The organism is Devosia crocina, assembly GCF_900116545.1.
GTDB lineage: Bacteria > Pseudomonadota > Alphaproteobacteria > Rhizobiales > Devosiaceae > Devosia > Devosia crocina.
Map to the genome: position 1 here is coordinate 182445 of NZ_FPCK01000003.1, position 23575 is coordinate 206019.

The window sequence follows — 23575 nt, forward strand, 5'->3', positions numbered from 1 at the left end:
CGCCTCAGGATGAGGGCTACTGCTATTGCGGCGATGGGGTCTTCACACTACCAGCTCCATCCGCTCGGCAGGAAAACGACTGAGCGCGTAGGAGATCGCTTCTCCCTCGGGATCTACATCCACGGCTTCGGACACCAGCACGATGGCGCCGGGCGCGAGGGTGAGGGATTGGATTTCTTCGACATCGGCGTGGCGTGCGGAAATGCGGGTCGAGGCGCGGGAATAGTCGGTGATCCCATAGCTCCCGAACACCAGGGTCGTTGACCCCATCTGATTGATCCGGCTGGCAAAATCGGGAAAGCGGCGATAGCTCAGCCATGTGGTCGAGCGTGAGATCGGCACCCCATCGGCGACCGACATGCCCTCGGTGCGCACGACTTTTGCGCCGGGTTTGAGGCCAAGTGCGACGGCAACGCGGGCGGTTGCGTTCTCGATCCTGTCGCTGATGCTGACTGAGGTGAGGCTGGCGGCCTGCCCCTTTAGCCCCTCGCGAAAACGCGTGCGCTTGCCGATGGGATATGAGAGCCGGCGGATCGAGCGGACAAAGGTGCCTCGCCCCTGTTCCGCAACAACGACGCCTTCTTCGGCAAGCACCGCCAAGGCCCGGCGCACCGTGTGCCGATTGGCGGAAAAGCGTTGCGCCAGAAGAGCTTCGGTGGGAAGGCGGTCGCCATTGGCGAGTTTGCCGCCGACAATGTCAAGGCGGATGGCATCGGCGATCTGGCGCCAGAGGGCAACGCCGCCGGCAACGGAATGCATTTTTGTCATTGCAAATTCACATGGGAAGCGTAGAGCAGATTCAGTGAGCATAGTTGTCTAGTTTATTAGACAAATCGAGGCAAGCATGAAAACTGGTCTTTCCCCCGAGGCGACAGCGCGCAAGCACGCACTCGATGTTTTGGCGACGGCCCCGGCCAAGGCACTGGCCGAGCGCTGGGACGCCTATGGCGACAAACCCGAACACCAGCGCCTGCGCGGACCCGAAACCGGGCTCGTCATGGTGCGCGGGCGTGCCGGGGGCGGTGGAGCACCCTTTAATCTCGGCGAGACCACGGTCAGCCGCGCCAGTGTCAGGATTGTAACCGGGGAAGTGGGGCACGGGTATTGCCTTGGCCGCGATCTCGACAAGGCCGAGGCGATTGCGGTGATAGACGCCTTGCGCCAGCGCGATGCCAGCCGGATCGAGGCAGAAATTATTGCGCCGCTTGAAGCACTTGCGCTTGAAAACGACGCAACGCGGAAAAACGAGACGGCAGCGACACGGGTCGATTTCTTCACCATGGTCCGGGGGGACAATTGATGCTTTCCCACGATTTCGGCGCTGGATTTACCGAACCTGTGCGCGATGCGCAAAGCTGCTTCCGGGCCGTACTCGACGCCCTGGCGCACCCTGGAAAAGCGCAAAAACTGTTAGCATCCGGGCAACGTTTGGAGCCGCTTCAGGCGCAATTGGCTAGCATAATGTTGACCCTAAGCGACCACGACACGCCCATCTGGCTCTCGCCGGCGCTTCTTGAGGGTGATGTGTCAGGCTTTGTCGGATTTCACACCGGCGCACCGATCGTGGGCGATCCGGCAAGGGCAAACTTTGCGTTCGTGGCCCTTGGCGACCCCTGGCCGAAACTCGCCGAATGCAATCTCGGGACGGATGAGTATCCGGATCGCTCGACGACCATCGTGGCCGAAGTTCCGGCGTTAACCGGAGGCCCCAAGATGATGCTGGCGGGTCCAGGCATTGCCGGGACGCAAGAGTTTACACCGGCCGGCCTGCCCGAGGATTTTTCCCTCCAATGGAGCGAAAACCGCGCGCTCTTTCCGCGCGGGGTCGACCTGTTGCTGATTGCCGATGATCAGGTGATCGGCCTGCCGCGCTCGAGCCGGATCGTGGAGGGCTAAAATGTATGTAGCCGTCAAGGGCGGGGAAGCCGCCATCGCCAATGCCCATCGCCTCCTTGCCGATCGCCGCCGCGGCGACCGCACGGTGCCCGCGCTCCGGCTCGACCAGATCGTCGAGCAGCTAGGGCTTGCGGTCGATCGGGCCATGGGAGAGGGCTCGCTTTATGATCGGGAACTGGCCGCGCTTGCCCTTATCCAGGCGCGAGGCGATCTGATCGAGGCGATCTTTCTTGTCCGCGCCTATCGTACGACGCTGCCGCGCTTTGGCTATTCCGAGCCAATCGACACCGGAGCGATGAGGATCGAGCGGCGCATTTCCGCAACCTTCAAGGATCTTCCCGGCGGGCAGATGCTGGGGCCGACGTTCGACTATACCCATCGCCTCCTCGATCCCAGCATTGTCGGAGCGGATGCCGATGCGCCGATGCAACGGGAGGCCGGGGACGAAGAGGCACCACGGGTGACGGATCTTCTCGGGCGAGAGGGGCTGATCGAGGCCGATGGGGCCCTTGCCGAAGGTGAGGACGTGGGCGATCTGACGCGCGAGCCGCTCGACTTTCCGCTCAATCGCGATCTGCGGCTGCAGGCGCTGGCGCGTGGCGACGAGGGCTTTTTGCTGGCACTCGGCTATTCGACGCAGCGCGGCTATGGGCGCACCCATCCCTTTGTCGGGGAAATCCGCATTGGCGAGGTGGATGTGGAATTCGACATTCCCGAACTTGGTTTTGCCGTTAATCTGGGGCGTATCCGGGTGACCGAATGCCAGATGGTCAACCAGTTCAAGGGCTCGGCAAAGATCCCGCCGCAATTTACGCGGGGCTATGGGCTGGTGTTCGGGCAAGCCGAACGCAAGGCCATGGCCATGTCGCTGGTCGACCGGGCCTTGCGGGCAAAAGAGTTCGGCGAGGACATCGTCGCGCCGGCGCAGGACGAGGAATTCGTCATTTCCCACTCGGACAATGTGCAGGCGACGGGCTTCGTCGAGCATCTGAAACTGCCGCATTATGTGGATTTCCAGGCGGAGCTCGATTTGATCCGGCGGATGCGGGCGGAGTTCGAGGGGAAAAGGGAGGCGGCGGAGTGATGGGCGTTTTTCCAAATGACATTCCCTCTCGCGCCGTCACCACCGGGCTTATCCCGGTGGTCCATGCGGCGCCGCGGCATGCTGTGGATCGCCGGGACAAGCCCGGCAATGACGGCGCGTTTGGAATGAGCGTATTTTCCGACACGCGCAGAGGAATGTTCCTCTCCTCCTCGGGGAGAGGTGGCTCGGGCAAAGCCCGAGTCGGTGAGGGGGATGCCGCCACTCTTGCTGAGGCATCCCCCTCATCCGCCCCTGCGGGGCACCTTCTCCCCGAGGGGGAGAAGAATAAGAGGGCACCTGCTGCCTTGGAGAGCGTCCAATGAACGCCGTCGCAAATTACAATTTTGCCTATCTCGACGAACAAACCAAAAGAATGATCCGGCGGGCGATCCTGAAGGCCGTGGCGATCCCAGGCTATCAGGTGCCGTTTTCATCGCGCGAAATGCCCATGCCCTATGGCTGGGGGACGGGCGGGGTGCAGGTGACGGCTTCGATCATGGGGCCCGATGATGTGCTTAAGGTCATCGACCAGGGGGCGGACGATACGACCAATGCCGTGTCGATCCGGGCCTTTTTTGCCAAGGTGGCTGAGGTCAAGACCACCACGCATACCGCCGAAGCGACGATCATCCAGACGCGCCACCGCATTCCCGAGCGAAAACTCGAGGCGGGGCAGATCCTTGTCTATCAAGTGCCGATCCCCGAGCCACTGCGTTTTCTCGAGCCGCGCGAAACCGAAACGCGCAAAATGCATGCGCTCGAGGAATATGGGCTGATGCATGTCAAGCTTTACGAGGACATTGCCCGGCATGGGCGGATTGCAACGACCTATGCCTATCCGGTCAAGGTCGAAGGGCGCTATGTCATGGATCCCTCGCCGACGCCAAAATTCGACAATCCGAAAATGCACCGGAGCGAAGCGTTGCAGCTGTTCGGGGCCGGGCGCGAGCACCGGATCTATGCGGTGCCGCCCCATACCGATGTGGTGAGCCTCGACTTCGAAGATCATCCCTTCGAAATCCAGCAGTTCGAAAAGCCCTGTGCGCTCTGTGGGGCGGAAGGAGTTTATCTCGACGAGGTGATCCTCGATGACCGGGGCGGGCATATGCATGTGTGCTCGGATACCGATCACTGCGAGGAGCGGCGGGAGGCGGGGCTTATGGGCGTGATGGGGACGAAGGAGGCGGCGGAGTGATGCGCTTCGATCCTGCAACCAACCGCAGTCCCATTCCTCTCCCCCTCGGGGAGAGGTGGCTCGGCGAAGCCGAGTCGGTGAGGGGCATATCTCCACTCTCGCTGAAGCATCCCCCTCATCCGGCGCTGCGCGCCACCTTCTCCCCAAGGGGGAGAAGAATAGAGTCCGTGTTTGCCTCCTGCTCTGGAGCTTTCCATGTCTGACGAGCCACTCCTCCGCGTAAACAACCTGACCAAATATTACGGCGCCCGGCTCGGCTGCGCCGATGTCAGTTTCGAGCTTTATCCAGGTGAAGTCCTCGCCATCGTGGGCGAGAGCGGGTCGGGCAAGACAACCTTGCTCAATACGCTTTCGGCCAATCTCGAGCCGAGTTCGGGCGAGGCGCTTTATCGGATGCGGGACGAAACTTGGCGCGATATCTATGCGCTGTCCGAGGCCGAGCGCCGGTTTCTGACGCGGACCGATTGGGGGTTCGTGCATCAGAACCCGGCCGATGGATTGCGCATGAGCGTGTCGGCCGGCGCCAATGTCGGCGAGCGGCTGATGGCGGTGGGGGATCGCCATTATGGACGCATTCGCGACACCGCGCTCGATTGGCTCGGGCGCGTCGAGATTGCCGCGGACCGGATCGATGACCAGCCGCGCAGCTTTTCGGGCGGCATGCGCCAACGCTTGCAGATTGCGCGCAATCTCGTGACCGGCCCGAGGCTCGTCTTCATGGACGAGCCGACCGGTGGGCTCGATGTGTCGGTGCAGGCAAGGCTGCTCGATCTCGTGCGGCAGCTCGTGAGCGAGCTGGGGCTTTCCGCCATTGTGGTCACCCATGACCTGGCTGTCGCGCGGCTGTTGTCGCATCGCATGATGGTGATGAAAGGCGGGCACGTCATCGAAGCGGGGCTGACGGACCGGGTGCTCGATGATCCGCGGGAGCCCTATACGCAGCTGCTGGTCAGCTCGATCTTGCAGGTGTGACCCCCCTCATCCGGCGCTGCGCGCCACCTTCTCCCCGAGAGGGAGAAGAATAGGCCTCCACTCCCGCGACACATGCGGAGCCATTCCTCTCCCTCTCGGGGAGAGGGTGCCCGAAGGGCGGGTGAGGGGGAAACGCAACAATCAGAGATGTGTGACATGACCGCTTTACGCGTAAGAAATCTGGCAAAAACTTTCACCATGCATCTGCGCGGGGGGATCAGCCTGCCGGTGGTGGAGAATGTCACCTTCGATGTCGCCCCTGGCGAGTGCGTGGTGCTCGGCGGGCCATCGGGGGCTGGCAAGTCGTCCATTCTGAAAATGGTCTATGGCAATTATGGCGTTGACCGGGGCGCGGTCGAAATCGCGCATGAGGGCGCGATGGTGGACCTCGCCAGTGCCGATCCACGCACGGTGCTGACCTTGCGGCGCGATGCCATCGGCTATGTCAGCCAGTTCCTGCGTACCGTGCCGCGCGTGACCGCGCTCGATGTGGTAGCCGAGCCGCTCGTGGTGCGGGGTGTCGATAAGGTCGAGGCGCAGGGGCGGGCCGGCGAAATGCTCCATCGCCTCAACCTCCCCGAACGGCTCTGGGGGCTGCCGCCGGCGACGTTTTCGGGCGGCGAGCAACAGCGGGTCAATATTGCGCGGGGGTTCATCACCCATCATCCGGTGCTGTTGCTCGATGAACCGACCGCTTCGCTCGATGCGGTCAATCGCGCGGTGGTCGTCGACATGATCGCCGACAAGAAACGGGCGGGCGTTGCCATGCTCGGGATTTTCCATGACGAGGAGGTGCGCCAGGCGGTTGCCGACCGCATTGTCGATGTGACGGGCTTTGCCCCGCGCGCGGCAGCCTGAAGACATCGACGGTCACGGAACCGTCATCGATCTTACATGGGCGCGTTACGTGATGGCCTTAGGTGTCCCCCAACTTAACGGCGGGGGCGCCTCAGCATGCTCAAGATTTCACATGTGACACGCCGGTTCGGCGACAAGCTCGCTGTCAACGACGTGACGCTGGAAATCCCGCAAGGGCAGATGGTGGGCATTATCGGGCGTTCGGGCGCGGGCAAGTCGACGCTTCTGCGCATGATCAACCGGCTCAACGACGTTTCGTCCGGCTATATCGAATATGACGGGGTGAAAACCTCCGAATTGAAGGGCAAGGCCCTGCGCTCCTGGCAGCGCGACTGCGCCATGATCTTCCAGCAGTTCAACCTCGTGCCGCGGCTCGATGTCATCACCAATGTGATGCTCGGCCGGCTCAACGGTCGCAATCCGGTTTTGAACCTTCTCCAGATTTTTACCCCCGAAGAGCAGTTCGAGGCGCTCAAGGCGCTCGAGCGGCTCGATATAGCCCAGACTTCCATGCAATGGGCGCAGACGCTTTCCGGCGGCCAGCAGCAGCGCGTCGCCATTGCCCGCGCCCTGATGCAGAACCCCAAGATGATCCTGGCCGACGAGCCCATCGCCTCGCTCGATCCGCGCAATGCCCAGATTGTCATGGATAGCCTCCGCGACATCAATTCCGAAGGCATCACGGTCATCACCAACCTCCATACGCTCGATACCGCGCGCGCCTATTGCGAGCGCATCATCGGCATGAGCGCAGGGTCCGTGGTGTTCGATGGCACGCCCGACGAGCTGACGACCGATGTCGCGCGCGAACTTTATGGCGCCGATGGGCTCAAGGAAGCTTTTTCCGAGGCCATGACCTCGACGTCCCTGGCTCCGATCAAGGCGCCGGTTCTGCCCAAGACGCCGAGCAATGCGCAGCAGGCGCCCTAGCCCGACCACCTAGATTCATCCCCATTCAGCAGCCGCAAGACGCGGTCTGCCGAAGACTTGGCTCACTCAAGGAGACCTCTCGTGATCCGCAAACTGCTCCTGGCCTCCGTGGCCCTCTCGCTCTCGACCAGTGTTTTCGCCCAGGACAATCTTGTCCTGCGCATCGGCCTTGATGGCGGGGAAAACGAAGCCGACCAGCTGCGCCGTTCCGAATGCGTTGCCGAGCCGCTCAAGGCCGCAACCGGCGCTTCGGAAGTCCAGTTCTTCCCCTCGCCCGACTATAACGGCATCATCCAGGGTCTGCTGGGCGGCACCATCGACATCGCCATCATGGGCGCTTCGTCCTATGCCGCGATCGAGCTGCAAAAGCCTGACGCTGTCGATCCGGTGCTGGTTGCCCAGCAGCAGGACGGCTCGACCGGCTACTACACCATCATGGTCGCCCGCTCCGACAGCGACATCACCGATCTGGCGTCGAGCGAAGGCACAAAGCTCGGCTTTGCCGATCCCGATTCCACCTCGGGCTTCCTGATCCCCAACGTAGCCCTCCCCAATGATCTGGGCTCTTCCATCGAAGACTTCTACAGCGAAACCGGCTTTGGCGGCGGCCACGAAAACCTGGTGCTCGGCGTCCTCGACGGCACCTGGGATGTCGGCACCACCTTTGGTTCAGGCCAGGGCGAATGGAGCGAAGGCTACACCACCGGCAATCTGCGCATCATGGTCGACAAGGGTCTCCTTGACATGGATGACCTCGTGGAAGTCTGGAAGTCCCCGATCATCCCGAACGGTCCGCTGATGGTGTCCAATAGCCTCGCTCCGGAAGTCAAGCAGCAGGTCACCGACATGTTCATGGCCCTGCCCGAAACCGATTTCGACTGCTTCGACGCCTTCACCGCCGGCGGCTACACCCAGTTCGTCGAGGCCGATAAGGCCATGTACCAGACCATCATCGACGCCCGTCGCTCTGTGATCGGCAGCTGATTTTTTATCCTCGGTGGCGGCGCTGCGGCGTCGTCACCACCCTGTTCCCTCACGCGGTGTCACCCCGGCGAAGGCCGGGGCCCATCTCGAGATCTCAGGATGGACCCCGGCCTTCGCCGGGGTGACATCGAGCGTTTGGAAAGCTCTTGCCATGGCTGATGCCACCCAAGGTTCACACGGCCTTTCGCCAGCCACCGAAACCCTGTTGCGGCACTATCGCAGCCAGGTGATGACGCGGCGCGTCTACTCGCTGATTGCAGTCGCGGGCGTTCTGATCGCGCTGTTCCTGGCGATGAACTACGCCAATGCCGCCAATTCCGGGAAGTTCTTCGAACGGCTTCCCTTTATGTTCGATTTCATCAAGAATTTTCTGCCGCGCGATCCCTTCGAGATCTTTCGCGCCATGTTCGATCTGGAATCGCCCTATTTCGACGGTTCGGCCAAGTATAATTACACCGCCTCGCGGGTTTATCTGACCGACACCTTCTATATTCCGCATCTGATCTACCAGCTGATCGTGACGGTCAACATCGCCATCGTCTCGACCATCATCGGTGGATCGCTCGCCTTTGCGCTGTGCTTTTTCGCGGCCACCAATCTGGTTGGCGCTGGCGCCGTCCGCTGGTTCATGCGCCGCACCATGGAAGTGCTGCGTGCCTTCCCCGAAATCGTCATCGCCGGCATGCTGACCGCCATTTTATCGATCGGCCCGATCGCGGCCATCGTCGCCATCTCGCTCCACACGGTTGGCGCGCTGGGCAAACTGTTCTTTGAAGTGGTCGAAAATGCCGACATGAAGCCCGATGAGGGCCTCAAATCTGTCGGCGCCAGCTGGCTCGAGCGCGTGCGCTTTGCCATCGTGCCCCAGGTCATGCCCAATTTCGTCTCCTATGGCCTGCTGCGCATGGAAATCAATGTCCGCGCCTCGACCATTATCGGGGCTGTGGGCGGCGGCGGCATCGGGGAGGTGTTCCGCCTCTCGATCGGTCGCGACTATGCCGCCCAGACCTATGCCATCATCATCATGCTGCTCGTGACCATCATCGTCATCGACCAGTTCTCGGGCTGGCTGCGCCGCCGGCTGGTGGGCAATCAAGGCTTCAACTACGCCAAGGGGAGCGTCTAATCATGTCGGCGATCAGTGCTGCCGAGCGCAACCGGCTCGAACAGAAGTTCCCCGAAGTCTTCAAGACCTCGTTTCTCAAGCGCCATGGCCTGATCATCGGGCTCGCCGCAACCGCGCTCTATCTCGTCTTCTGCTGGTTCTTCTTCAATGTCGGTCCAGCCCTGTCGAACGGCAAATGGGACCGCGCTTCGATCTATGTGCAGGACTGGTATAGCTGGCGCGCCCAGCCGCGCCTGCGCTTTGGCGAGGATGGCTTGGTATCGGCGCAATGGTCGAGCCGCGGCCAATATCCGGCCAATGCTGAAATCGACTGGCTGACCCCGCACGCGGACGGTTCGATGACCGCCGTTTTCGATGGCGAGGCCAATCGTCTCGACATCACGACGGCTCAGGTGGATGTCTGGGTCGATGGCACGGCCTATCCCGTCACGATTACCGAAGACGGTGCTTTTGCCCCCGACAATGTGCCCGATTCCATCGTGCAGGACCGCAACAAGGTCTGGGTCCATTATGGTTTCGAGGGCCAGGCGGAAATCCGTGGCAATCAGGTTGCGGTGCAACGCCGCTTCTTTGGCTGGGCCAATTTCCTTTACGATCCCCGCTCGCCGCTTTGGGGGAATGACCTCTTTTCCACCATCGGGTTGGCCTTTTCCCCTGACCAGGTGGTGGAGGGCAAGCCCAACGTCCAGCTGATCTGGGAACAATGGCTCGGCAATCAGGCCTGGCAGCACGGCGATATTCTGACAAAGCTGTTCCAGACCCTGGTCATGGCTTTTGTCGGCACGCTGCTCGCAACGCTGTTCGCCTTCCCGCTCGCCTTTTTTGCGGCGCGCAACATTGTCCAGAACCGCCCGGCCAACTGGTTCATGAAGCGCTTTTTCGACTTCATCCGCTCGGTCGACATGCTGATCTGGGCGCTGTTCTTTACCCGCGGTTTCGGGCCCGGCCCCATTCCGGGCATTGCCGCGATCTTTCTCACCGATACCGGGGCCCTCGGCAAGGTCTATGCCGAGGCGCTCGAAAATGTCGACGACAAGCAGCGCGAGGGCATGAAATCGGTGGGCGCGAGCCCGGTTTCGGTCAACCGCTATGGCGTCGTGCCGCAGGTCTTGCCGGTCTTTGTGTCCCAGTCGCTTTACTTCTGGGAATCCAATACCCGTTCGGCAACCGTGATCGGCGCCGTGGGTGCGGGCGGCATCGGGCTCAAACTGCTCGAAACCATGGGCACCAATTCCGATTGGGACAAGGTCGCCTATATGGTGCTGCTGATCCTCTTCGTCGTCTTTCTTTTCGACAATATCAGCACAGCCATTCGTCAGCGCCTGATCGGCCCCGCGGCGCATTAAGTTCCTGGGGCCGCTGCGAGCCGGGCTTGGCGCCAGGTTGAACATGGCCCGCAACGAAAAATGCCCCGGCACGATGCCGGGGCAAGGTGGGCCGCCAGACAGGGCATGCGGCCATCAGGAGCTCAGGTCTTGGCGCGTTCGCCGCCTTCCTTGAGAGCAAGAAACTGCAGCGTCAGCGGCTCGATATTGTTCAGGATCCATTCGGCCATGGCTTCCTCTTCCGAAAGGTTCTGCCGCAAGGCCGAACCGGCCTCGGCAACGCCCGCTGCATCGCTGAGCGCCAGGAGCGAGCGATAGGCCGCGATTTCGTAGTTTTCGAAAGCATGGTTGGCAAAGCTGTTCTTAACGATCTCGTCGGGCGCAAAAGTGTGGCCGATCGAGGCCATGGTGCCGCCAAGGCTGAGCGCTGCGTCCTTGAGCGCGGAGCGATCGGCCCCAACCCGGTCCAGCACCTCTTCGAGCCGGGTGACCTGCGCCTCGGTTTCCCTGATATGGGCGTTGAGCCGCTCGGCGACCTGCGGATAGTTCTCGATTCGCTCCACCTGCGGGCGCATGATCGAAAGGGCCTGGTTCTCCATGGCATGGGCATTGCGCAGGCCGGTAATAAAGAGGTCTTGAGCTGCAGTCATGAATTGGATCCTTGAGAAGGTCTGAAAAATCAGGCGCCGAAGGCAAACACGATCATTGCGCCGGCAAGCACGAGAACGATCAGAAGCGGCACGTAAACGACGGGCCCAGCGAGCGGCGTGCGCTCGGTCGGCTCTGCCCTGTGGGGCTGGTCAAGGCTGGGTTTGTCGTGCGGCGAACTCATGGTTCTCTCTCGTCCGGTTGCAGGGCGAACGGCTCCGGTGGCCAAGAGATGCAAAGCAAACGAGACGCTAACCTGAGTTGTCTGGCCAGACGAACGCCGATTTAGTCCGCAAATCGAATGAAAAGATGCATCCTATTGCCCTTCGGTCTATTGTGCTGCCGCAAGGCAGGGGCGAGGCCTTCGCCTGTTGGTCCTTGCGCAACCAGGATGAGGTGAACGCATGGATTTCAGCGGCAAGCGGATCTTGGTGGTCGAGGACGATTACTATCTCGCGCACGACCTCTGCGACGACCTGCGCCGTCATCACGCCACCGTTCTCGGCCCCGCGCCGACCCCGTTTTATGCCTCTTCGCTCATGACCCATCGCAAGATCGATGGTGCGGTGCTCGACATCATGCTGCATCGCGACACCGTTTATGACCTTGCCGACAAGCTGCTGCAGCAGGGCACGCCGGTGGTTTTCGCTTCGGCCCTGGGCAACACAGAAATTCCCGGCCGCTTTCGCGACCTGCCGCATCTGCAAAAGCCGTTCTCGGTCAAGGATGTGCTCGGGGCGGTCGAGCAGATGGTGTTCTCTCCCCGCCACCATGTGCCCGCTGCCGCGGGTCCTATTGGGGAAGCGTCGGCGAGCGGAAGCCGCCCCCTGATGGGGCCTGTCGTTCGGGCGATGGAGAAGCTGATCCAGCGCCGCCTTCGGGCACGAGATAGCGCGCATTGAACCCACCGATCGTTTCGAGCCGCGGCTGATCGAGAATGGTCAGGTTCCGGCTCGACGTGCGGATGACCCCGTCGCGGCGCAGCGCCTGCAGCGTCCGGTTCACATGAACGCTCGACAGCGAAAGATATTCGGCGAGCCGCGGCTGGCTGAGGGGAAAATCGATCACACTGGTCTGGGGCGGCTGACTGGGGCTGAGGCGCCACTGCAGCTCCGCAATCAGATGCGCCATGCGCCCGAGCGCAGTGCGTGAGCCGAGCGAAACCAGGTGCTCTTCGCTGATCGCCTTATCGGTGGCGAGGGCTGCGAGCACGGCCATGGCGAAATCCTCCCGCCAGACGCCGGGACGGAGCAGTTCCTCGGCCTTGAGCGTCCACACCGTCATCGGCGTCAGCGCATAAAGGGAATTGGCCTGCGAGCGGCCATCGAGAAACTGATAGCTGCAAAGATCGCGGGGGACATGGAGCGATAGCATCTGCTTGGCATCGTGCTCGATCTCGCGATAGCGCGCCGCCCATCCGGTCCCGATAATGGCAATATCGACGCCCGTTGAGACTTTATCGCCACGCGCGATGCTGGTGCGGATCCAGGGCAGGCCCATGATGCGCGCAATCGTTTCCCCGCCCATCAGGCTCCCGGCGATCAGCTTGGACAGGAAATCCGCGTTCGGGCTATCCTGTTGTGCCTGCATCATCTTCTCCCCCGCGCCTTGTTCGTGAAACCAAGGCGACAACGGAAAAATGCCGCTTGGGTGCATTTGCCTGTCCTTAGGAGGGGAAGCAGCAGATTTCCGGGCCGTTGGGAGTGGAACAGCGTTAACCCAGGTTACCTTTTCGGAACAATGCAGCCTCCTCCTTGGACAAGAGAATGTCGCCTTTTGGGGGAGCTTAGTGGCGTCTTCCCCGTCGGATACACAGGATCAATCCGGCCGTCGCGAACCCGTTCCCCCGACACGAGCACGCCTAAGCCAGGTTAGGAGCGGGAGTGATCCAGGTTAGGCACCGAACGATCCCGCGGCGGCAGCGCTTGGCTGACTCGATCCAAGCAAGGAGCAAGACCATGCCTGATACCTTTGTCCGCGACGCCCAGACCCTCGTTGACCAGCACTATGCCGCCGGTCCCGACCGCATGAAGGAGGTGGTCGCTGAGGCGCTTCGCGCCGCCGCAACGAAGCATGCTGGCGCCGTTGGCGATCCGCGTGAAGCGCTCAAGCGCGAGCTCGAAACGCTGGAAAGCGCTTCCGAGCGGGGATCCGAATAGATCAGCCCGCCCCTGTCCGGTCATTGTCCACCTTGATCGGCTTGATCGAACCAAAGGCGGGAGCGGGATAGGTGTCCTGTTTGGGGGGCTGGGGCACCGGGTCGCCGGCCAGCGGATCCCGGGCGTGCTGACGCCGCATCTCGCCTTCCGCAAGGCGCTCTGCCACTTGCGGGTTCTGGCTCACGAGCGCTGCCGCCTTGATGGCGGGAATGCCAAATTCTTCGGTCAGGAAGGCAACTTCAGCCGGCTTGTCGAGGGGTCGTTTAAGACCCTTGTTTTCGCTCATCTTCGCTCTCCGGGCGCAAGGGGCGCCAGTTAAGGAAACGAATGAGAGCAGGGAAAAGTGTGATCCCGCCTTGATCAAGGTTAAGGGAAATTTCAGCGCGCAGCTGCGTTCACCTGTGATGGGAGGGGCATCGTCCACAACCGTGATGGCGCAAGGAACTTGGCCCAAGCGGTGCACATTGGGTCGCAGAGAGGTACCAATGCCAGCAGAAAACCAATTTCAGGGTCGACGCGTTCTGGTCGTCGAAGATGATTATCTGATCGTGACCGAACTGGTCGAATCCCTTCATGCCATGGGCGCCGAAGTGATCGGCCCCGTGCCGGACCTGCCCGGCGCCCACCGCATTCTCGAACGCGTTTCCAACATTGCGGGCGCCATTCTCGATGTGAGCGTCCAGGGCGAGCCAGTCTTTCCCCTTGCCGACGAACTCAAGCGCCGCGGCATTCCCTATATCTTTTCGACCGGCTACGACGAAAACGCCATTCCCCAGGCCTATCGGAGCCGTCCGCGCTTCACCAAGCCGGCCGATGATCGCCTCGTGTCCGAAACCATTCTCGCCGAGATCGAGGCCGCTTCGGCCGCCTGACCCGCGCTCCGGCGTGTTCGGCAATCCGGACACGCCTGCCCCAATGTTCGGAAAATCTGACAGATCAGTCGCACCTAAGCCCTGATTTCCGGGCTTTTTCGATTTGGCACGCGGCTTGCGAAACGACCTCCGATCTCTGGAGGTAGGCGTTTCGTGTCACTTGTGACGGTTTTGATTTTAGCGGCTGCAGGCAGCTTCTTGGGCTGGCGGCTTTCGGCATTGGGTGGCGTTGCAGGGCGGCTGCTGCCGGTTTTCGTGCCCGCGGGCCTGTTCGTGTCCTTTCTGTTCCACTGGCCTGTCATCACGACAGGCGGGGTGGTGACGGACATGCATGCCTGGGTGCCCTCGCTGGGCGTGGCGCTCAATCTGCGGCTCGATGGCTTCTCCTATCTCTTCACGCTTTTGATCACCGGCATCGGCTCGCTCGTGACACTTTATGCGGGCGCCTATTTCGCCGACGCGCCCGGTGAGCATCGCGCCCGCTTCATCTTCCTGATCCTGATCTTCATGACCGCGATGCTGGGCACGGTCCTGTCCGACAACCTGATCGTGATGTTCGTCTTCTGGGAAGCCACGAGCCTGACCTCGTTCATGCTGATCGGATTTGATGCCAGAAAGCCCGAGGCGCGCCGCGCCGCACTCCAGTCCCTTCTGATCACCGCAGGCGGCGGGCTCGCGCTGTTCGGCGCCATTTTGCTGATCGGGCTCGAGCTCGGCAGTTTCAGCCTCAGCAATGCCGCGACCAGCGCCGGACAGCTGGCCCAAAGCCCCTATCTCGCCGGCATTCTGGTGCTGCTGTTTCTGGGTGCCTTCACCAAATCGGCGCAGTTCCCGTTCCATTTCTGGCTACCGCAGGCCATGGCGGCGCCGACCCCGGCTTCGGCATATCTGCATTCGGCCACCATGGTGAAGCTCGGCATCTACCTTCTCGGCCGGTTCGACGCCGCCTTCGCCCAGGTGCCCGCCTTTGGGATCACGCTGGTCGTCGTGGGTTCGCTCACCATGCTGATCGCCGCGTTCAACGCCCTGCGCGCCACCGGCTACAAGGCGGTTCTCGCCCAGTCCACCGTGGCCTCGCTCGGCATTCTGGTGATGCTGATCGGGCTCGATGGCGAAGTCGCCGCCGTTGCGACGGCCGGCTTCATCCTGGCTCACGCGCTTTACAAGGCCGCGCTCTTTTTCTGCGCCGGCACCGCCATTCACGCCACCCATATCGCCGAATTGCGCAAGCTGGGCGGGCTCGTCCGCTTTCTGCCCTTTACTGCCGCGGCAGCGGTGCTTGCCAGTTTCTCCATGGCCGGCCTGCCGCCCTTTGTCGGCTTCATCTCCAAGGAATACCTGTTTGAAGCCCAGCTCGAAAGCGGCTGGAACGTCGTCCCTGTGGTGGTTGCCGTGGTGGTCAACGGCATCATGGTGGCCGTCGCCGGCGTCGTCTCGCTACGTCCCTTCTTTCTGGGCCGCGACAAGATCAGTAAGGTCGACCATGGGGAAACCCTGGGCCTGCTGTTCGGGCCGCTGCTTCTGGGCATTCTCGGCATCGTCATGGGCCTGATCCCCGGCCAGGTCACCCGGCACCTTGTCGGCCCCGCCGCGACCGCCCTTTATGGCGCGCCCATCGATACCAGCTTCTCGCTCTGGCACGGCATTACCCCGATGCTGTTCCTCAGCCTTGCCGCGGTCGGCCTCGGAGCCGTCCTCGCCTGGAAGTGGACACCGATCCATGATGCGCTGCGGGCTGCCGCCTGGACCCAGAAGATCGATGCAGACCGGATTTATCACAAGACCGTCGCCGCCATTCTCGGGATTGCCCGCGGCTCGACCCGCTGGCTGCAAAACGGAGACCAGCGGCGCTATACCGCCATCGTCCTTGCCATGCTTCTGGCCAGCTGCCTCTGGGTGATCTGGCGCACGGGCAGCTTCGCCCTGCCCGAATTCGACACCATCCTGCCGCTGCCCGCGCTTTTGCTGATTGCCGCCTTTGTCGGGGCCCTCGTCGCCGCGCAGGCGAATTCGCTGATCGCGGCGCTGATCGGGGTCGGCATTGTCGGCTATGGCTCGGCCCTGCTTTTCGTGCTCAACGGGGCGCCGGACCTGGCCTTGACCCAGTTCGCGGTGGAAACGCTGGTTCTGGTGGTGATCATGGCGGTGCTCCTGCGCCTGCCGACCCGCACCCAGACCACCCGCACCAAAACCGAGCACCGGTTCGACGCGGCGATTGCCATCGGCTTTGCCGGCATCGTCTTTATCGGTCTCGCCGCGATGCTCGCCATTCCGTTCGATGACCGGATCTCTCTTTTCTATGGCGAGACCAGCTACACCGAGGCCCTCGGGCACAACGTCGTCAACGTCATCCTTGTCGATTATCGCGCGCTCGACACCCTGGGCGAAACCGCCGTGGTGGCCTTTGCCACCATGGGCGCCTGGGCGCTCCTGCGCCGCCGTCGTACGGACAGGAAGGGCTGAGCCATGAACTCCATGATCTTTACGGCCAGCGCCCGCATCCTTTTCGCGCTGATGCTGGCCGCATCCATCTTCATTCTCTGGCGCGGCCATGACGAGCCCGGCGGCGGTTTTGTCGGCGGCCTCGTCGCCTCCATGGCCCTTGCCGTGGTGGCGCTGGCCGAAGGCGTGCCCCGGGCGCGCCGGATGCTGCGCATTCATCCCATGAGCCTTGCCGGGCTTGGGGTCTTTCTCGGCTTCGTCAGCGGCCTGCCGGGCCTGCTGATCGATGGCTCCTACCTGACCCACCAATGGGTCTTCTTCCCCAATGGCTTCAAGCTGGGGACCACCATGGTCTTCGACATCGGGGTCTATCTGGTCGTTCTGGGCGGCATGCTCGCCCTGGTTTTCCGTCTTTACGAGGATGCGCCGTGAATTTCGTCTACGCTGCCGGCATTTCCGCAATCATGGGCTGCGGCATCTATCTGCTGCTCTCGCGCCACACCATGCGCATCCTTCTGGGCGTGATGCTGCTTTCCGCCGGGGTCAATCTCGTCATTTTCCTGGCCGGGCGCATCGGCCCCAATCCCCCGCCCATCATCGAGGCAGGCAGCTATACGCTGAGCCCCGAGGCGGCCAATCCCCTGCCCCAGGCCCTGGTTCTGACCGCGATCGTCATCGGCTTTTCCCTTGTCGCATTCGCGTCGGCCCTGGCGCTCCAGACCTTCCGCACGAGCGGCACGCTCGACCAGCGCGAACTGGCTGACGCAGAAGCGCTCGGCTCGCCCTATGAGAGCAAGACGGAGGGTAGCCGATGAACCTTCTATTATCGCAAGCCCTGATCTGGCCGGTGGTGCTGCCGCTGGCCACCGCCGCGCTCTGTGCGCTGGCCTGGCACCGCCCCGCCATCCAGCGCTGGATCAGCCTTGGCGGGCTGACGCTCATGCTCGCCGCCAGCATCCTCCTGCTGGTCCAGGTCGAAACAGAGGGCACCCAGACGGTCGCCTTCGGCAGCTGGCCGATCCCCTTCGGCATCGTCTTCGTGGCCGACCGGCTCGGCGCCGCCATGGCGCTGATCACGGCGGTGCTGGCGCTCGCCATCGCTGTTTTCGGCCTCGCCGATATCCGGCGGCGCCAGGAGCATGCCGGGTTTCACCCGCTTTACCTGGGCATGATCGCCGGCGTCGCGGGCGCCTTTCTGACCGGCGACATCTTCAACCTCTATGTGTGGTTCGAGATCATGCTGATCACGGCCATGGGCCTGCTGGCCATCGACCGCACCCGCACCCAGCTCGACGGCACCATTAAATATGCCGTGCTCAACCTCCTGGGCACGCTCCTCTTCCTTTTGGCCGTCGCCATTCTTTATGGTGTCACCGGCACGCTCAACATGGCCGATCTCGGCCGGGTGCTCAGCGAAAGCGAACCCTCGGCAGCGCTGGCTCTGGTCGCGGCGATGTTTCTGGTCGCCTTTGGCATCAAGGCCGGCTACTTCCCGCTGTTTTTCTGGCTGCCGGCCTCCTATCACACCGCCTCGATCGTAGTATCGGCCATCTTTGCGGGCCTGATCACCAAAGTCGGGGTCTATGCCAGCTTCCGCGTCTTTACCCTGATGTTCTCGGTGGACGAGGGCGGCATTCGCGAACTTGTCGCGGTGATGGCCGCCGGCACCATGCTTTTCGGCGTGTTCGGCGCGGCGGTGCAGTGGGATATCCGCCGCATCCTCTCGTTCCACATCGTCAGCCAGATCGGCTACATGATGCTGGGCCTGGCCCTGGCGACCCCCGCCGCCATGGCCGGGGCGGTCTTCTATATCGTCCACCACATCATCGTGAAGGCTAACCTCTTCCTTGCCGCCGGGGCGATCTACCGGGCGACCGGCACCTATGACCTGCGCAAGGCCGGTGGCCTGATGGGCAGCCATCCCATCCTTGCCCTGCTCTTTGCCATTCCCGCCCTGTCGCTGGCCGGCATTCCGCCGCTTTCCGGCTTCTGGGCCAAATATATGGTGATCGACGCAGCCTTTGCCGACAGCGCGCACTGGCTGGCGGGCGTCGGGCTTTTCGTGGGTCTCCTGACGGTGTTTTCCATGTCCAAGATCTGGGTGGAAGCCTTCTGGAAGACCCCGCCCCTCGAGCGCAAGCACGCCCGGCGCGTGCCCATGGCCATGCTCGTGCCTATGGCGATCCTGGGCCTTGTCACCCTGACCATCGGCTTCGCCCCCGAACCTTTCGTCCTTTACGCCGATGCCACCGCAACGAGCCTCCTCGACCCCAAGACCTATATCGAGGCCGTGCTCGGACCGCAGGCTGGCCTTGATCTGGGAGAGCAGCAATGAAGCGAACCGGCTTTCTGTCTCGAGCCTGGGCGGCCCTGGTTCTCGCCGCAATCTTTATTCGGGAGCTGATCCTCTCCTCGATCGTGGTGGCGCGCACCGCCTTTGCCCGCGAGATCGACGTCATGCCCGCCATTGTCGCGGTGCCGCTCGATCTGCGCACCGATATGGGCGTCGCCTTTGTCGCCAATCTGGTGTCGCTGACCCCCGGCACGACCTCGCTCCACACCAGCGAGGACGGCAAGATCCTTTATGTCCACGCGCTCGATGTGCGCGACGAAGCCGAGGTTGTGAGCGCCATCAAGACCACGTTCGAAAAATGGGTCCGCAGAGTGGAGGGTGAGGCCTGATGACACTTCCCGACCTGATCAATTATGGCAGCTACGCGCTTCTTGTCGCGCTCTGCGTGCCGCTGCTGCTCTCGTTTTTCCGCATGCTGCGCGGCCCGGGCGTCGCCGATCGCTTTGTCGCGCTCGACATGCTCACCGGCATTGCCGTGGCCATGGCCGCGTTGGCCGCGATCGTTACCGGGCGCCGCGAATTTCTCGATGTCGCTTTCGGCCTTGCCGTTTTCGGCTTTGTCGGCACCTGCGCCCTGGCCGCCTTTCTCGAACGCAAGGGAGGAAACAAGCAATGACACTGGTGTTTCACATTCTCGCCCTGGTGCTCGTGGTGCTGGGCGTCGTTTTCATCTTTGCCGCCGCCGTGGGGGTCTCGCGCTTTCCCGATGCGCTCCAGCGCATGCATGCCTCGACCAAGGCGGGCACGCTCGGGGCCATCCTGATCCTGGGCGGCGCCATGGCAGCCCTGGGCTCGGAAGCGGCTGCCGTCGGCACCATGGCCATGCTCTTCATGCTTTTGACCGTGCCCGTCGCCGCCCATCTTCTGGGCCGCGCCGCCTATGTCTCGGGCGCCCCACTGCGCCTCGTCGTCGGCACCAATGCCCTGCTCGGCGTTCTTCAGCGCCAGGACGTGCCGCTTGAGGAGCGCACCGAATTCGTCGCCTATGCCCCCGGCCCCGCTCCAGTGGTTGTGCCCGAACCTGCAGACGAAAGCCTGCCTCCCCTCAGCGATGTGCGCCTTGCCCTGATTGCGCCCGATATCGCCCCGGTGCTCAGTCGCGCCCTTGCCATCCGCAACGCCAACAAAGTGCCGCTCAAAGCGATTGCCGTCGTCGACGACGCCTTCCTGCAAGCCACCGGCGATCCGCAGGGCGCCCGCCTCAAGGTGCGCGAAAACGTCGCCAAGGCGATCGAGGAAATGGAAACGCTGCTGCCCAAGAAGCGCTCCTTCTTCACCCTCTCCTACGAAGAAGGCGATCCGATGCGCCTCATTCCGGCGCGCGAGGATCTCGGCTCGCTTCTGGTTCTGCCTTGGCAGGGCTGGTGCCACCATGGCGTCGAACTGGCGACCCCCATGGCGACCGGCCGCCCCGAAGGGCTTCTGCGCCTTGCCGATCACCATGCCGGTGGCACGCTTTACCTTGGCCGCAAGGACAAGGCGACCGACCCCGTGGTCGCTGTGGCCGACGATGGCGGCGACGCCATCCTGGCCGGCACCGAATGGGCGCTCAGGGCCGGGCTCTGGAGCAGTCCGCAGCTGCTTCTTGTCGGCGTGGGCACCACCGCGCGGCGCGAGCTCTTCGCCGCCCTCGTTGCAGAGCACGACGCCAGGCTCGTCGACAAGTACTGTCAGATGGCAGCCGGCGCCAAGCTGCCGCCCGAGGCCGCCGGTGCCGATGCTCTCATCACCGCCACCCTGCCCCGGCCCAAGCGTGCCGACTGGTACGGCATGCACTGGCACCAGAGCATCGCACCGAATTGGGCCGGCGAAGTGCTGGTTGTTCCGTCGGGAGCCGAACGGCGCTAGACTGGCGTCATGGACCAATTACTCGACCCCAGCGCGGCCGCTCCGGCGACGGGCGGCCCCGCCGCAAAACCCTTGCGCCATCGCAACTGGTTGGGCCTGCCCTCCCTGCGGCTGACGACGCTTCTGCCCATGGCGCTTTCGGGCGTGGTCTTTGTGGTCACGCTTACCATCGCCTGGCTCGCTGCGGACCTTGCCAACCGGCAGAACACCGCTTCGCTCGCCGACAAGGCCCAGGTGTTCCTCGATGCCAGCGCCGGTCACTTCCCCCAGGGCGAGGCGCTGACCGAAACGGGAGTGCGCGACGCGCTCCGGTCTGCCCTTGCGGTCCGCACCATTCTAGGCGAGGAAGCCCTGGCCGCCGGCTGGTTCGACAATGGTGTCTTCACCGCCATGGTCGTACCCGAGGACGCCGCCGAGCGCCTTGAGCCGCACCTCGCCCAGGCGCTTGAACGCGGGCGCGGCAGCCCCTTCGATCTCAGCGACGATTCGCGGGGGGTTCTGACCCGGGTTTATGGTGAAGCCGGCGCGCCCATGGCCATTTCAGGCATTTTCGACACGACCGAACTGTCGCAGGCCAATGAAGCGGTGCACCAGGCTGCGCTGTTGCTGAGCCTGCTTCTGGCGCTAGCTACAGCCAGTGCCGCCTATGTGCTCGGCCGCGTTGCCATTTCCCCGCTCGTGGCTTTTGCCGGACGGCTTGCCGAAGGGGGCACCGACAGCGCCAAGCTGCTGGCCAGCCAATATCTGACCTCGGAAATCATCGAGCTTGAAACCATTCTGGCGCTGCGCCGGGAGGATGAAAAGACCCGCGAGGCCATGGCCCAGCGCTTGGCCCAGCTCGAACGCGACCAGGTTCTGGCGCGTCTGGCGGCAACCCTGGCCCACGAGGTGCGCAATCCGCTCAGCGGCATCCGCAATGCTTTTTCGACCCTGCGCCGCTTCGGCGACGACAAGGCCGTGCGCGAGGAAACGCTCGACATCATCGAAGGGGGCCTGGCATCCCTCCAGAGGCTGACCGATGTGACCCTCTCCACCTATCGGCGGCGATCCGGCGATGGCGTCATCACCGCCGCCGACATCAAGGACCTGGCGCTGATCATCTCGCCCCAGGCCAAGGAAAAGCATCTCGAACTGCTTTGGGAGATCCCGGACACCATCACCATTCTTGCCGATACCGACGCGGTTCGGCAGATGCTGGTCAATCTGCTGCTCAATGCCTGCAAGGCAAGCCCTGATGGCGGCCAGATCCGCGTGTCGGCGACGCGCGAACCCGATGGCGTGCGTATGCGCATTTCCGACCGGGGCGCGGGCTTGCCCGAAGGCGTGCGCCGGCATATCCAGGCCGGACTTTCCGCCGATGCATCAAGCACGCGCGAACTCGGGCTTTGGGTGGTGCATTCGCTGGCCGACGAATTGGGGGCCAGCGTTGCCCTCGAAAGCCGGGTCGGGGAAGGCACGACGGTCACCGTGCTGTTCCCGGCCGAAGGCGGCAAGGCGCGCGGAGGAGAGCCCGATGCACGCTAGTCCGTTGATCGCCATTGTCGAGGACGACGATGTTCTCGGCCGTTCGCTGCGCCAGCGCTTCGTGCTCGAAGGATTTCGCGTCAGCTGGTTCACCACCATTGCCGAAGCCCGCCGCGCCCTTTCGGGCCAGGCCATCGACCTCGTCCTCTCCGATATCCGGCTGCCCGACGGCGATGGCGGACAACTGATGGCCGAAGTGTTCGACGCCTATGGGGTCCTGCCCACGGTGTTCATGACCGCCTTTGTCGATATCGAGCAGGCGGTGCGCCTGATGAAGCGCGGCGGGCGTGACTATATCGAAAAGCCCTTCGATCTCGACCGGCTGGTGGAAAAGGTGCGCTCCATCCTGCCCGAAACGGCGGGCGAGGATGACGGCCCCTTCAGCAGCTTCGGCCTTTCCCCGGCAACCGCAGGCATTCGCAAGACGCTCGACAAGGTCGCCGATCTCGATGTGCCGGTGCTGATCCAGGGGGAAACCGGCACCGGCAAGGATGTGGCGGCCCGCTATCTGCACTCAGCCGGCGCCCGCAGCGCCCTTCCCTTTGTCGCCGTCAATTGCGCCGGCATTCCCGAAACCCTCTTTGACGGCGCGCTGTTCGGGCACGAAAAGGGTGCCTTTACCGGCGCTGTCGGCCGCCAGACGGGCCTTGTGGAACAGGCAGGCGAAGGCACGCTTTTCCTCGATGAAGTCGCCGAAATTCCCCCGACCCTTCAGGCCAAGCTCCTGCGCCTCATCGAAGCGCGCGAATATCGCCGCCTTGGGGGCAAGGAGACACTGACTACCCCGGCCCGCTTCGTTTTTGCCAGCAATCAGAATCTCGGCGAAGCCGTCGAGCGCGGCGAATTCCGCGAGGATCTTTGGTACCGCATGAATGTGGTGACGCTCGAAATGCCGCCCCTGCGCGCCCGGCCCGAGGAGATCGCGCCGCTGATCCAGCACCATATCGCCCGCGCCGCCCGCCGCATGGGGCGCCCGGTGCCCGCACTCGACCCCGACGTGCTCGCCGCCGCACGCGAGGATCGCTGGCAGGGCAATGTGCGCGAACTCGTCAATCGTGCCGAGCGCGCCGTCGCCCTGGGCGAGGACGAGCGCATCACGATGCGCGATTTCTGGCCCGACCGGCTGGCCCATGCGGTGGAAACCACGATTTCGGGCGAGGGTCAGCCCACGTTGAGTCAGGTGCGCGAGCGGGCCGAAAGCCAGCATATCGTGGCCGTGCTCGCCCAGTGCGGCGGCCGCATCCAGGAAGCAGCCAATCTGCTTGGCGTGTCGCGCACCACGCTTTGGGAAAAGATGCGCCGCTATGGCCTCGCCGCCGAGGGCGAGGAGACCTGAGCACACCGTTTCCGGCATAAAGA

Annotated in this window: 27 protein-coding genes; 22 read left to right on the forward strand and 5 right to left on the reverse strand. The window is 63.1% G+C overall.

The features are described 5' to 3' along the window. Nucleotides 1-42: 42 nt before the first annotated feature. Nucleotides 43-768, reverse strand: a complete 726-nt coding sequence (phnF, locus tag BM364_RS13995; RefSeq protein ID WP_092425641.1) for a phosphonate metabolism transcriptional regulator PhnF — start codon at nucleotides 766-768, stop codon at nucleotides 43-45. Between the two features lie 76 nt (nucleotides 769-844). On the opposite strand from phnF, the gene phnG reads away from it, so the two are divergent. From phnG to phnE (BM364_RS14050), 10 genes are all read left to right on the forward strand, one after another. Then, entirely contained in the window at nucleotides 845-1300 is a 456-nt protein-coding gene (phnG, locus tag BM364_RS14000; RefSeq protein ID WP_092425643.1) for a phosphonate C-P lyase system protein PhnG, read from the forward strand. Further along, nucleotides 1300-1896 carry a phosphonate C-P lyase system protein PhnH gene (gene phnH / locus BM364_RS14005; RefSeq protein ID WP_092425645.1) on the forward strand — a complete coding sequence of 199 codons (597 nt, stop codon included), beginning with the start codon at nucleotides 1300-1302 and terminating at the stop codon, nucleotides 1894-1896. The genes phnG and phnH overlap by 1 nt, the downstream gene beginning before the upstream one ends. Before the next feature lies 1 nt (nucleotide 1897). Next, entirely contained in the window at nucleotides 1898-2980 is a 1083-nt protein-coding gene (locus BM364_RS14010; protein WP_092425647.1) for a carbon-phosphorus lyase complex subunit, read from the forward strand. 319 nt (nucleotides 2981-3299) lie between these two features. Then, the gene (locus BM364_RS14020; RefSeq protein WP_092425651.1) at nucleotides 3300-4175 is read left to right on the forward strand and encodes an alpha-D-ribose 1-methylphosphonate 5-phosphate C-P-lyase PhnJ; all 876 of its coding nucleotides are present in this window, start codon (nucleotides 3300-3302) and stop codon (nucleotides 4173-4175) included. Between the two features lie 195 nt (nucleotides 4176-4370). Further along, nucleotides 4371-5147: a phosphonate C-P lyase system protein PhnK gene (gene phnK / locus BM364_RS14025; RefSeq protein ID WP_092425653.1), complete on the forward strand. Its 777-nt coding sequence runs from the start codon at nucleotides 4371-4373 to the stop codon at nucleotides 5145-5147. Between the two features lie 156 nt (nucleotides 5148-5303). Continuing rightward, a complete protein-coding gene (gene phnL / locus BM364_RS14030) occupies nucleotides 5304-6005 on the forward strand; it encodes a phosphonate C-P lyase system protein PhnL (RefSeq protein ID WP_244542890.1) in 702 nt (233 codons plus the stop codon). 96 nt (nucleotides 6006-6101) lie between these two features. After that, entirely contained in the window at nucleotides 6102-6935 is an 834-nt protein-coding gene (phnC, locus tag BM364_RS14035; RefSeq protein ID WP_092425656.1) for a phosphonate ABC transporter ATP-binding protein, read from the forward strand. Nucleotides 6936-7016: 81 nt separating this feature from the next. Next, nucleotides 7017-7919: a phosphate/phosphite/phosphonate ABC transporter substrate-binding protein gene (gene phnD / locus BM364_RS14040; RefSeq protein WP_092425658.1), complete on the forward strand. Its 903-nt coding sequence runs from the start codon at nucleotides 7017-7019 to the stop codon at nucleotides 7917-7919. Nucleotides 7920-8070: 151 nt separating this feature from the next. After that, entirely contained in the window at nucleotides 8071-9045 is a 975-nt protein-coding gene (gene phnE / locus BM364_RS14045; RefSeq protein WP_092425660.1) for a phosphonate ABC transporter, permease protein PhnE, read from the forward strand. Nucleotides 9046-9047: 2 nt separating this feature from the next. Then, entirely contained in the window at nucleotides 9048-10391 is a 1344-nt protein-coding gene (gene phnE, locus BM364_RS14050) for a phosphonate ABC transporter, permease protein PhnE (RefSeq protein ID WP_092425661.1), read from the forward strand. Between the two features lie 122 nt (nucleotides 10392-10513). Here phnE (BM364_RS14050) and BM364_RS14055 read toward each other — a convergent pair whose 3' ends face one another. Both BM364_RS14055 and BM364_RS18545 read right to left on the reverse strand, forming a co-directional pair. Further along, complete coding sequence (locus BM364_RS14055) at nucleotides 10514-11020, reverse strand: ferritin-like domain-containing protein (RefSeq protein ID WP_092425663.1); 507 nt, start codon at nucleotides 11018-11020, stop codon at nucleotides 10514-10516. A 29-nt stretch (nucleotides 11021-11049) separates the two neighbouring features. Continuing rightward, nucleotides 11050-11202, reverse strand: coding sequence for a hypothetical protein (locus tag BM364_RS18545; RefSeq protein WP_175528618.1), 153 nt, complete (start codon nucleotides 11200-11202; stop codon nucleotides 11050-11052). A gap of 220 nt (nucleotides 11203-11422) precedes the next feature. Between BM364_RS18545 and BM364_RS14060 the strand changes: the two genes are divergently transcribed. Further along, nucleotides 11423-11920, forward strand: a complete 498-nt coding sequence (locus BM364_RS14060) for a response regulator (RefSeq protein ID WP_092425665.1) — start codon at nucleotides 11423-11425, stop codon at nucleotides 11918-11920. Here BM364_RS14060 and BM364_RS14065 read toward each other — a convergent pair. Then, complete coding sequence (locus BM364_RS14065; RefSeq protein ID WP_210186443.1) at nucleotides 11811-12608, reverse strand: Crp/Fnr family transcriptional regulator; 798 nt, start codon at nucleotides 12606-12608, stop codon at nucleotides 11811-11813. The genes BM364_RS14060 and BM364_RS14065 overlap by 110 nt on opposite strands. 368 nt (nucleotides 12609-12976) lie before the next feature. Between BM364_RS14065 and BM364_RS14070 the strand changes: the two genes are divergently transcribed. Further along, on the forward strand, nucleotides 12977-13177 hold the full coding sequence (locus BM364_RS14070; RefSeq protein ID WP_092425668.1) for a hypothetical protein: 201 nt from the start codon (nucleotides 12977-12979) through the stop codon (nucleotides 13175-13177). A 1-nt stretch (nucleotide 13178) separates the two neighbouring features. On the opposite strand, the gene BM364_RS14075 is transcribed toward BM364_RS14070, so the two are convergent. After that, complete coding sequence (locus tag BM364_RS14075) at nucleotides 13179-13463, reverse strand: hypothetical protein (protein WP_092425670.1); 285 nt, start codon at nucleotides 13461-13463, stop codon at nucleotides 13179-13181. Between the two features lie 199 nt (nucleotides 13464-13662). Between BM364_RS14075 and BM364_RS14080 the strand changes: the two genes are divergently transcribed. The 10 genes from BM364_RS14080 to BM364_RS14125 all read left to right on the forward strand — a co-directional run bounded on the left by BM364_RS14080 (nucleotide 13663) and on the right by BM364_RS14125 (nucleotide 23552). Next, complete coding sequence (locus BM364_RS14080) at nucleotides 13663-14049, forward strand: response regulator (protein WP_092425672.1); 387 nt, start codon at nucleotides 13663-13665, stop codon at nucleotides 14047-14049. A gap of 153 nt (nucleotides 14050-14202) precedes the next feature. Further along, entirely contained in the window at nucleotides 14203-16512 is a 2310-nt protein-coding gene (gene mbhE / locus BM364_RS14085; protein ID WP_244542891.1) for a hydrogen gas-evolving membrane-bound hydrogenase subunit E, read from the forward strand. A gap of 3 nt (nucleotides 16513-16515) precedes the next feature. Continuing rightward, a complete protein-coding gene (locus BM364_RS14090; RefSeq protein WP_092425674.1) occupies nucleotides 16516-16923 on the forward strand; it encodes an MnhB domain-containing protein in 408 nt (135 codons plus the stop codon). Then, a complete protein-coding gene (locus BM364_RS14095) occupies nucleotides 16920-17306 on the forward strand; it encodes a sodium:proton antiporter (protein WP_092425676.1) in 387 nt (128 codons plus the stop codon). Before BM364_RS14090 ends, BM364_RS14095 begins: the two co-directional genes overlap by 4 nt. Continuing rightward, the gene (locus BM364_RS14100) at nucleotides 17303-18826 is read left to right on the forward strand and encodes a Na+/H+ antiporter subunit D (protein ID WP_092425678.1); all 1524 of its coding nucleotides are present in this window, start codon (nucleotides 17303-17305) and stop codon (nucleotides 18824-18826) included. Before BM364_RS14095 ends, BM364_RS14100 begins: the two co-directional genes overlap by 4 nt. Beyond that, complete coding sequence (locus BM364_RS14105; protein WP_092425680.1) at nucleotides 18823-19173, forward strand: Na+/H+ antiporter subunit E; 351 nt, start codon at nucleotides 18823-18825, stop codon at nucleotides 19171-19173. The genes BM364_RS14100 and BM364_RS14105 overlap by 4 nt, the downstream gene beginning before the upstream one ends. After that, a complete protein-coding gene (locus BM364_RS14110; RefSeq protein WP_092425682.1) occupies nucleotides 19173-19460 on the forward strand; it encodes an MrpF/PhaF family protein in 288 nt (95 codons plus the stop codon). Before BM364_RS14105 ends, BM364_RS14110 begins: the two co-directional genes overlap by 1 nt. Next, nucleotides 19457-20692 carry a monovalent cation/H(+) antiporter subunit G gene (gene mnhG, locus BM364_RS14115; protein ID WP_210186444.1) on the forward strand — a complete coding sequence of 412 codons (1236 nt, stop codon included), beginning with the start codon at nucleotides 19457-19459 and terminating at the stop codon, nucleotides 20690-20692. The genes BM364_RS14110 and mnhG overlap by 4 nt, the downstream gene beginning before the upstream one ends. A 9-nt stretch (nucleotides 20693-20701) precedes the next feature. Next, entirely contained in the window at nucleotides 20702-22216 is a 1515-nt protein-coding gene (locus BM364_RS14120; protein WP_092425684.1) for a sensor histidine kinase, read from the forward strand. Next, a complete protein-coding gene (locus tag BM364_RS14125; RefSeq protein WP_092425686.1) occupies nucleotides 22206-23552 on the forward strand; it encodes a sigma-54-dependent transcriptional regulator in 1347 nt (448 codons plus the stop codon). The genes BM364_RS14120 and BM364_RS14125 overlap by 11 nt, the downstream gene beginning before the upstream one ends. The last annotated feature ends 23 nt before the right edge of the window (nucleotides 23553-23575 follow it).